The following is a 3,312-nucleotide window of genomic DNA, read 5'->3' on the forward strand; positions in this document are numbered from 1 at the left end:
CGGACCCGGCCGCGGTGGCCAGGCCCTCCGCCGGCGTGACCGGGGCGGGCGGCTCGGGGTCGGCCCCGGGCAGGCTGAGTTGGAGCGACTCGGCAGGTTCGGCACCGGGGACGCGTATGGCCAAGGGGGCTACCTCCCGAACCGACCCGTCCTACCCGGACCGGCCGCCGGTCATGCGGCCGGCGGCGGCCCGGACGAGGGCCAGGAAGAGGGACCGGTCTTCGCCCTGCTCGGGGTGCCACTGGATCCCGACCAGGAAGGGGGCGGCGGGGTCCTCGAGGGCCTCGACCGTCCCGTCGTCGGCCCAGGCCGAGGGGCGCAGGCCCTCTCCCGGGACGTCGATCCCCTGGTGGTGGTGGGTGGGGACCTCCGCCTCGGTGCGGTCCCCCATGGCCCGGCCCACCCGGCTGCCCGGCTCGATCCGGACCCGGTGGCGGCCGTAGGAGCCGGGGGCGGCGGCGTGCTCGACCGCCCCGGGCAGGTCGGCCAGGTGCTGGTGGAGGGTCCCGCCCCGGGCCACGTTGAGGACCTGCACGCCCCGGCACACGGCCAGCAGGGGCAGCCCGGCGGCCCCGGCGGCGGCGGCCAGCTCCAGCTCGGAGCGGTCGCGGGCGGGGTCGGCCAACCGGGTCTCGGGGTGGGGCGCCCGGCCGTACCGGGCCGGGTCGACGTCGGCGCCCCCGGTGAGCACCAGGGCGTCCAGGCGCCCCACGACCTGTTCGGCCGCTCCCGGCGCGGGCGGCACCACGATGGGCAGCCCCCCGCCCGACTCCACCGCCCGCAGGTAGGCGCTGGTCAGGAGCACCGCCCGGGCGCCCCACGCTCCCCACCGGGCGTCGTGCTCCCCGGCGGTCACCCCCACGACCGGGAGGATCCCCACCTCTACGGCGTAGCTTCTCCGGCATGGCGACGTCCACCCCGGAGCAGGGTCACAGCTCGGAGCCCCGGCACCTCGTCCTCGACGCCGGCGGCACGCGCATCCACGCCGTCGAGCAGGGCTCCGGTCCCCTGGTGCTGCTGGTCCACGGCTTCCCCGAGTCCTGGTACTCCTGGCGGAACCAGCTGCCGGCGCTGGCCGGCGCCGGCTTCCGGGCGGTGGCCATCGACGTGCGCGGCTACGGGCGCTCGGCCAAGCCGGCGGCCGTCGACGAGTACCGCATGGTCCGCCACGTGGCCGACAACGTCGGCGTGGTCGAGGCCCTGGGGGAGCGCACGGCGGTGGTCGTGGGCCACGACTGGGGTGCGCCGATCGCGTGGAGCTCGTGCCTGCTGCGGCCCGACGTGTTCCGCGGCCTGGCGCTGCTGTCGGTGCCGTACTCGCCCTACGGGAGGGTGCGCCCGCTGGAGGTCCTGGGCCTGCTCGGGGGCCAGGAGGAGTTCTACATGGTGTATTTCCAGCAGCCGGGGCGGGCCGAGGCGGAGATCGAGGAGGACGTGCGCGCCTGGATCCGCGGCATGTACTTCACCGCATCGGGGGACGCGCCGCCGCCGCAGGACGGGGGGACGATGGCCAGCGTGGCCCCGGGCGGAAAGCTGCGGGACCGCTTCGTCGTCCCCGAGAAGCTGCCGCCGTGGCTCTCGGAGGAGGACCTCGACATCTACGTGGCCGAGTTCGAGCACAGCGGCTTCTCGGGGCCGCTCAACCGCTACCGGAACATGGACCGGGACTGGGCCGACCTGGCCGCCTTCCGCCGCGTGCCGATCACCGCCCCGTCGCTGTTCATCGGCGGGGACAGGGACGGGCCGACGATCTGGGGAGCGGGCGCCATTGCCCAGTTCCCCGAGACCCTGCCCGGACTGCGCGGCTCGCACGTGCTCCCCGGCGCCGGCCACTGGATCCAGCAGGAGCGCGCCGGGGAGGTCAACGACCTGCTCGTGGACTTCCTGCGCTCTCTCTGAACCCAGGCTCGGCCGGCGCATGTCCTCCGTGCGCGCCGTGATCTACGACTTCGACGGTCTCCTGCTCGAGACGGAGGGGCCGACCTACCAGTCCTGGGCCGAGACCTACGAGGCCCACGGCGTGCCCCTGAGCCTCGACGAGTGGACGCTCACCATCGGCCGGGTCGACCACCCCGACCCGTGGGAGGAGCTGCAGCGGCGCCTGGGCCGCCCCCTCGACCCGTCCGTCCGCGATGCCCGCCGGCAGCGCCGCGACGAGCTGCTGCACGCCCTGGGCCCGTGCGCCGGCGCCGCCGAGTCGCTGCTCGAGGCGCGGGAGCTCGGGCTGGCGACGGCGGTGGCGTCGAGCTCGGGCGCCGACTGGGTCGGCTCGCACCTCGACCGGCTGGGCCTCGGCGCCTACATCGACCACCTCAGCTGCTACGACGGCACCATCCCGGCCAAGCCCGCCCCCGACCTGTACCTGCGCGCCCTGCGCCAGCTCGGGGTCGACGCCGGCGCCGCCGTGGCCTTCGAGGACTCCCACAACGGGCTGCGGGCCGCCAAGGCCGCCGGCATCCGCTGCGTGGTCGTCCCCACACCCATGACCGCCCGCATGGACTTCTCGCTGGCGGACCTGGTGATCGACCGCCTGGGCCGCCCGCCCCTACGGGAGCTGCTGGTCCAGCTCACCGGCGCGGCCTGACGCCGCGGCCAGCAGCCGGCGCCGGTCGGCGCGTGTGCGCACCGGGACGAACCGGATGGCGGACCACTCGGGGTCGGACATCGCCGTCGAGTAGCGGTCGCGGTACTTGCGACGCTGGCTCCACGACCAGGCGACGATCGACCGCTCCCGCGAGAACAGGTTCGACCACGGCTCCCGGTTGCCGTTCCACAGCTCCTCGCGTGTGAAGACCCGGCGCAACGTCCGCCGGACGACGCGCGCCATCACGACCGGGTCCGGGGGATCCACCCACACCACCGTGTCGGCCCGGGCCCAGACCAGCAGGCGGACGGTCGAGTAGTTGCCGTCGACGAGCCAGGCGTCCCCGCTGACGAACCCGGCCACCCGGGCCCGGAACTCGTCGGCGGGCAGCTCGGTCCAGCCCGGAAGGTGGAAGATCGAGTCGAGCTCGAGCAGCGGGACGTCCAGGACGGCGGCCAGCTCCCGGGCCACGGTGGTCTTGCCCGACCCGGAGTTGCCGACGACCGAGACCCGCCGCACCCGTCCATCCTGGCCTACCGTCTGGCGCGGTGAGGGCCTGGCGCGTGCAGCGGTACGGCAGCCCGACCGAGGCCCTCAGCCTGGACGACGTGCCGGAGCCCGCGCCCGGCCCGGGCCAGGTGCTGGTGCGGACGGTGGCCACCGTCCTCAACTACAACGAGGTCGACGGGTGCCGGGGTCGCTACCTGACCGTGAACCCGCCCCTGCCG

General features: G+C 75.3%; 5 protein-coding genes. 3 read left to right on the plus strand and 2 right to left on the minus strand.

Annotated elements, in window-relative coordinates; all coding sequences use genetic code 11:
- Positions 1–151: 151 nt before the first annotated feature.
- Complete coding sequence (locus VFW24_00100) at positions 152–880, minus strand: gamma-glutamyl-gamma-aminobutyrate hydrolase family protein (GenBank protein HEX5265150.1); 729 nt, start codon at positions 878–880, stop codon at positions 152–154.
- A gap of 23 nt (positions 881–903) precedes the next feature.
- Between VFW24_00100 and VFW24_00105 the strand changes: the two genes are divergently transcribed.
- Both VFW24_00105 and VFW24_00110 read left to right on the plus strand, forming a co-directional pair.
- Positions 904–1,899, plus strand: a complete 996-nt coding sequence (locus VFW24_00105) for an alpha/beta hydrolase (GenBank protein HEX5265151.1) — start codon at positions 904–906, stop codon at positions 1,897–1,899.
- Between the two features lie 19 nt (positions 1,900–1,918).
- Positions 1,919–2,584, plus strand: a complete 666-nt coding sequence (locus tag VFW24_00110; protein HEX5265152.1) for an HAD-IA family hydrolase — start codon at positions 1,919–1,921, stop codon at positions 2,582–2,584.
- Here VFW24_00110 and VFW24_00115 read toward each other — a convergent pair.
- Positions 2,546–3,103, minus strand: a complete 558-nt coding sequence (locus VFW24_00115; GenBank protein ID HEX5265153.1) for a hypothetical protein — start codon at positions 3,101–3,103, stop codon at positions 2,546–2,548. The two genes, VFW24_00110 and VFW24_00115, sit on opposite strands and share 39 nt — an antisense overlap.
- Positions 3,104–3,132: 29 nt before the next feature.
- Between VFW24_00115 and VFW24_00120 the strand changes: the two genes are divergently transcribed.
- A partial coding sequence (locus VFW24_00120; GenBank protein HEX5265154.1) for a hypothetical protein occupies positions 3,133–3,312 on the plus strand: 180 nt, incomplete at its 3' end.

This window comes from Acidimicrobiales bacterium (assembly GCA_036273495.1).
In the GTDB taxonomy this organism is placed as follows: domain Bacteria; phylum Actinomycetota; class Acidimicrobiia; order Acidimicrobiales; family JAJPHE01; genus DASSEU01.

Excerpts from the sequence above, each read along its gene's own strand:
- VFW24_00110 (HEX5265152.1), top strand. The coding sequence starts at position 1,919 with ATGTCCTCCGTGCGCGCCGTGATCTACGACTTCGACGGTCTCCTGCTC.
- VFW24_00105 (HEX5265151.1), top strand. The coding sequence starts at position 904 with ATGGCGACGTCCACCCCGGAGCAGGGTCACAGCTCGGAGCCCCGGCAC.